The organism is Mesorhizobium sp. M2A.F.Ca.ET.037.01.1.1, assembly GCF_003998075.1.
Classification (GTDB): Bacteria; Pseudomonadota; Alphaproteobacteria; order Rhizobiales; family Rhizobiaceae; genus Mesorhizobium.
Window position 1 is genome coordinate 1 of record NZ_RZSA01000374.1, and the last position, 5,727, is coordinate 5,727.

Annotated in this window: 6 protein-coding genes; 4 read left to right on the forward strand and 2 right to left on the reverse strand. The window is 65.4% G+C overall.

The genetic code is table 11. The features are described 5' to 3' along the window. Nucleotides 1-945 (forward strand): ROK family protein (locus EOA27_RS18900; RefSeq protein WP_145970410.1); only part of this gene is annotated, 945 nt, incomplete at its 5' end. A gap of 15 nt (nt 946-960) precedes the next feature. On the opposite strand, the gene EOA27_RS18905 is transcribed toward EOA27_RS18900, so the two are convergent. Together EOA27_RS18905 and EOA27_RS18910 are read right to left on the reverse strand one after the other, a co-directional pair. After that, nucleotides 961-1,818 carry a hypothetical protein gene (locus tag EOA27_RS18905; RefSeq protein WP_126081560.1) on the reverse strand — a complete coding sequence of 286 codons (858 nt, stop codon included), beginning with the start codon at nt 1,816-1,818 and terminating at the stop codon, nt 961-963. A 118-nt stretch (nt 1,819-1,936) separates the two neighbouring features. Further along, the gene (locus EOA27_RS18910; RefSeq protein ID WP_126081561.1) at nt 1,937-2,803 is read right to left on the reverse strand and encodes a hypothetical protein; all 867 of its coding nucleotides are present in this window, start codon (nt 2,801-2,803) and stop codon (nt 1,937-1,939) included. A gap of 381 nt (nt 2,804-3,184) precedes the next feature. Between EOA27_RS18910 and EOA27_RS18915 the strand changes: the two genes are divergently transcribed. The 3 genes from EOA27_RS18915 to EOA27_RS18925 all read left to right on the forward strand — a co-directional run. Then, nucleotides 3,185-4,018, forward strand: a complete 834-nt coding sequence (locus EOA27_RS18915) for a GNAT family N-acetyltransferase (RefSeq protein ID WP_126083732.1) — start codon at nt 3,185-3,187, stop codon at nt 4,016-4,018. Between the two features lie 123 nt (nt 4,019-4,141). Next, on the forward strand, nt 4,142-4,912 hold the full coding sequence (locus EOA27_RS18920; protein WP_126081562.1) for an SDR family oxidoreductase: 771 nt from the start codon (nt 4,142-4,144) through the stop codon (nt 4,910-4,912). 73 nt (nt 4,913-4,985) lie between these two features. Next, nucleotides 4,986-5,727, forward strand: a 742-nt coding sequence (locus EOA27_RS18925; protein ID WP_145970411.1) for an SDR family NAD(P)-dependent oxidoreductase, incomplete at its 3' end; no start/stop codon positions are given.

The window sequence follows — 5,727 nt, forward strand, 5'->3', positions numbered from 1 at the left end:
GAGGGCGCCTTCGCCATCGGGCTGCAGATCGACCGACATTTGACGCGCGCGGTGGTGGTCGACCTCGTCGGCAAGGTCATCGCGCGCGCCGAGGCAGGTCTGCCGCTCGACGAGCCATCAGCCGGCGTCAAGACCATCCTCGGCCTGGTCGACCGCGTCAGGCGCGAGCTGGCTTCCTTGTTCGCCCAGCCCGAGCGGCGGCTGGTCGGCCTTGGCGTCGCCATGCCGGGGCCGTTCGGCGTAAGGGAATCCGACGACACATGGATGATGCCTGCCTGGCAGCAATTCCCGCTGCTCGAGACGCTTGCCGCCGGCACCGGACTGAATGTCGGGCTGCAGAACGATGCGGCGGCCTGTGCAACGGCGGAGCGCATCGTCGGCGCCGCGCATGGCGTCGATCACGCGGTCTGCCTGTATGTCGGCTACGGCATAGCCGCCGGGCTGATCCTCAATGGCGAGCTCTACAATGGCGGCAGCGGCAATGCCGGCGAGATCGGCAGGGCGCTGCTGTCGCCGGCCGGTCCAGGCTCGACGCCGTTGGAGCACCGCGCCTCGCTCGCCTCGCTCTACCAGCATCTCGGCCTCGATCCCGCCGAAAGGGGGCTTTACGAGAAGCTCGGCGCGCTGGCGCTCGCGCAGGACGCAAGGGTCATGAGCTGGGTCGAAAGAGCCGCGTCCGACCTGCGCTGGAGCGTGCATCTGATCGAAACGATCTTCGATCCGCAAACCGTCATCCTCACCAGCACCGCGCCCGAGGCGCTGGCCCGGCTTCTGCACCAGGCCATGCATCCGCTTCTGCCGTCGATCGCGGATCAGCCCGCCCGCCGCCTGCCGCGGCTGCAACTGGGCACCACCGATCCCTGGGCGATCGCGGTGGGCGCCGCGGCCGAACCGATCAGCCGGGCCTTCGATCCGCGCTTTTCCGCCATCCTGAAGGCCGGATAGAAAGCGGAAGGCGGCTCAGCTGGTCGTCACGCTGGCGGCGAAAGCCGCGTCGATGATGGCGAGCTTGACCGCCTGCGCGGTGAGGTACTCGCTGTAGAATTCGTTCGAAATCCACATGACGGAATGGCCGCGCCGCCCAAGCCAGCCGACGCTGCCGAGCGCCTCGGCGTCGCGCAGCTTGCGCGCAAGGTGGGTACGCGACAGCTTCAGCCACCTGGAGAAGTCGCCGATCGACAGCACGCCAGTCGGAATGCGCTCCTGGCCGGCATCCTGTGGGTCGACGCCGGCGATCAGCCAATCCATGACGACGCCGCCATTGTTGAGCCATGTGAACAGCGAAAAAGTCTGTTGCGGCTCCCGCACCGGCACCGAGGAGATCAGCCCATCCGCGATCAGCGGCTGCAACCGCACCAACATTTGCGGCCGTGCCTGGAACATTTGCAGCCGGCTCCCGCCGTCAAGAGCATCAAGCGTGCTCAGATGCATATGAATCCAGCCGATCAACGGCTCCAGGGTTATGGCGGGCAGGTGCAAGGGGCGAATGCGGCCGTCGTCGGCCATTGGACCGACTTCGATGAAATTATAGTGCTGCATTTCCTTGATGAAGGCATGGGCAGTGTTTCGGCTTGCAACTGCATGCTGAACGGTGACGTCGACAAAACGCGCCGCCGTCAGTTCCTTCCGGTAGTCGCTGGGATCCCTGCGGAAATGCAGGGCAAGACCGATATGCGCCATCAGCCAGCGCTGCTGGGTGGCAAAGACCGAGGACGCGCGCGGGTTTCCTTCATAGGCCTGCTGCATCGCCCGGGCCTGTGCCTGGACGGCGGCATTCAGCGCCGGATGACCGACAATGTCTTCGCAGTTCAGCGCCATCCCCCCAGACTCCGCCAAATATCGCAGTGTGCGGATGCGGATAGCAGTTTTGGCCGGCGCCTGCCAGCGCAACCAGCGGTATTTGTCGGCTGGGTCCGAGAAGCGACCGTTGCGCCAGTCAGCTCTCGTCCGCCTGGGACAAACTGTCGTCGAAAGCCAGGTCGACTAGGGCGAGCTTGGACGTCTGCATGACCATGTATTCGTCGAAGAACTGGCGTGAAACCCACATGACGGAATGACCGCGCTGGCCGACCCAGCCGATGCTGCCAAGCGCCTCGGCATCATTGAGTTTCCGCGCCAGGTGGGTGCGTGACAGCTTCAGCCAGTGCGCGAATTCGCTGACCGAGATGACGCTGGTCGGTATCCTGTCGAGATGAACGTCCTCCGGATCGATACCGGACATCAGCCAGTCCATGACGATGCCGCCATTGTTTAGCCAGATAAACAACGAGAAAGTCCGCCCAGGCTCCCGCACGCCCTGGCTGGCCAGCAATCCATCGGCGATGAGCGGCTGCAGCCTGGACAGCATCCCGGGTCGATCGAGGAAAGTTGTCAGCCGGTTTCCGCCATCTATGCGGTCGAGCGTCCTCAGATGTGCGTGGATCCAGCCGGTGAAGGTTTCGATGGTGCCTTCGGTGACCCGCATGGGGTGGGCGCGGCCGTCACCGCTGGCCGAAATATACTCGACGATGTTGTAGCGAAGCATCTCCTTGACGAAGGCCTCGGCCGTGTTGCGGCTGGCAAGGGAATAGCGGCGTACGACCTCGATGAACCGCGCCATCGTCATGTCGGAGCGGCGGTCATTGGGATCGCGCCGGAAATGCAAGGCCAGACCGGCGTGACCGAGCAGCCAGCGCTGCTGGGTGGCGAACACGGCAGCCAGCCGCGGGCTTGTTTCGTATATGTGGATGAGCGCGCGCGCCTGCTCCTGGATGCAGCGAAGCGCTGCCGGATGACGGGCTATCTCTGCGGCACTCAGCGGCATTTCCTGCGGCACTCCAGGCGATTTTCGAAGAACGGCAAATGAAGATTCCCAGTGTTCACCGGTTGTGTCCAGTTGCCTATTGGAACAACGAACGATCAAGCGGCGCGTTTGTTGCTAACTCGTTGCATCGGTTCGGGAAACCCGTCCCAATAATAGTCCGGCCCGCATCCCTGCGTTGAATAGGCGAGTCCGGTCAAGCAGGCATAGGTTCCGCGCCATCGGGGCTGCGGGGAGCGCTTTCCCGGGAAAAAATGAACAAGGACAGGGTCTGGCGCCCGATGCGCGGTGGCAACTGAAGTTCTCGTGTGGACTTTGCAGCGAGGAAGCGGCTACCTATCGTGATGCCTTGACGCCATTTGCCGAGGCCGCCCGGGTGAAATGATGCCGAGAACAATCCGGACACTGACCGCCAGCGAAGTGGAAACGCTCGTCGACTGGGCGGCTGGAGAGGGCTGGAACCCGGGCATCGGCGACGCCGCGGCGTTCCGGACAGCCGATCCCGACTGTTTCATCGGCGCTTTCGTCGATGGAGAGATGGTGGCCGGCATTTCGGCCGTCGCATACGGCACGGGCTTCGGCTTCATCGGCCTCTATATCTGCCGGCCCGACCGGCGCGGCGAAGGCCATGGCAAGGCGGTCTGGGATGCCGGCATGGCACGCCTCGGCGACCGCATCATCGGTCTCGACGGGGTGGCCGAGCAACGGGCCAACTACCAGCGCATGGGCTTCGTGCCCGTCTACGAGACCGTGCGCTACAGCGGTCGCCCCGCCGGATTGCCGGGGGGAAGCGACATACGGCCAGTGATGGCCGGCGACATGGCCGGGATACTCGCCTATGATCGCAAGCGTTTCCCGGCGCCGCGGGAAGCCTTCCTCCGGGAGTGGCTGCGGCAGCCCCGGATTGCGCTGCTCTGTGGCGGATCGGCCGGCATTGCCGGCTACGGCGTGGCCCGCCGATGCCGGGAAGGCTTCAAGGTCGGACCCCTGTTTGCCGACAGGACGGACCTTGCCCTGGCATTGCTGGCGGACCTTGTGGGCAGGATCGGCAACGATACATTGCATATTGACGTGCCGGCCAGCCAGGTTCAATTCACCGCCATGCTTCAGGCCGCCGGCTTGGTCCCGGGCTTTGCGACGACACGCATGTACAAGGGCGGCAAACCCGGTAACGCCCCCTCTACAGTTTTCGGCATCACGACGCTCGAGCTGGGATGATCGGGGGCCGGCGAAGCCGCTGAGGTCATTGTTTTGCCTCGCTGTCCATGCGACAGGGCCCCATGACATGATCTAGGGACATTGTGTGCCTTGCCGGGCGCTGCGTGGCGTGGAGGTTGTCAAATGGCTGGCAGGACGGTTCTGATCGCCGGTGGCGCCGGGGGCATGGGGCTTGCGACCGGACTGCGCCTCGCGGCCGACGGTGAGCGGATCGCGCTCGCCGACCTTCCCGGTCCCAAGCTCGACGCAGCCGTGGCCAAGATTGTCGCGACCGGGGCGGATGCGGTGGGTTTGCCGCTCGACATCCGCTCCGTCGCTGCCTGCCGCGACGTGGTGGCCAAGGCCAGGAACTGGGGCGGCGGCATGGACATCCTGGTCAACGCCGCCGGCGTCTGGCTCGAGGGGCCGGCGAGCGGGGTCGAGGAAGATCAGTGGGACCTTGTGCTGGACGTCAATCTCAAGGGAGCGTTCTTCCTGATCTCGGCGGCTGTCCCGCATCTGGCGGCGGCGCAAGGCGTGATCGTCAACATTGCGTCCGACGCCGGGCTCGTCGGCAACAATGGGGCGGCCGTCTATTGCGCCTCGAAGGGCGGGCTGGTTCTGCTGACCAAGGCACTCGCGCTGGAACTCGCCCCGCAAGGCATCAGGGTCAACGCCGTTTGCCCCGGCGATACGGCAACGCCGATGATCGAATATCAGGCCAGGACCTATGGCGGGGACGATCCCGACGGCTACAAGCGCCGGCTTCTCGGGCACTATCCGCAAGGGGGCAAAGCAAGGTTCATTCAGGTGGAAGAGATCGCATCCTTCATCCACTACCTCTGCCAGCCGGGCTCGGCGCCGATCACCGGGGCCGCGCTGTCGATCGATTTCGGCGTCAGCGCCGGCTATTGAAAAAGCCTGGGCAGTTTCATCGCGGGCATGATTGCCCGCGTCGACATGCCGGCATTCCAATCGTGGAGAGGAAATGATCGTGTTCCGCAAATCCCGCAGGGCGCTGGTGACCGGCGCGGGCGCCGCCGACGGCATCGGCGTAGCGGTCGCGCGTGCGCTGGGCGAGGCCGGCCTTTCGGTCGTCATCACCGCTTCGTCCGCGCGCGTCGAACAGCGGGCCGGGGAACTGCGGGCGGAGGGGCTCGATATAAGCGCCGTTGTGGCCGACCTGACGGTTTCGGGCGATGTCGAGCGCTTGTGCTCGCAGGCCGGCGAAATCGACGTCCTCGTCAACAATGCCGGGATGGGCACGGTCGCGCAGCCGGCGTTGCAGCGGCGGTTTCTCGACCTCAGCGAAAGCGATTGGGACCGCGGCATCGACGTCAGCCTCAAAACCGCGTTCCTGAGCACGCGCGGATTCCTGGCCGGCATGGTGCAGCGCTGCCATGGGCGCGTGGTCAACATGGCTTCGGTGACCGGACCTTACGTCTCCAATGAAGGCGAGGCCGCCTATTCGGCGGCGAAGGCCGGCATGGTCGGGCTGACGCACGCGCTCGCCCTGGAGGTTGGCCGCAGCGGTGTCACGGTCAACGCCGTGGCGCCGGGCTGGATCACGACCGGCGCATCGACGCCGGAGGAACTCGCCGCTGCCCGCAACACGCCGCTCGGGCGCGCGGGCAGTCCCGAGGAAGTCGCCGCCGCCGTGCTGTTCCTGGCGTCGGACGGAGCCAGCTATGTCAACGGCGCCGTTCTCGTCGTCGACGGCGGCAACATCC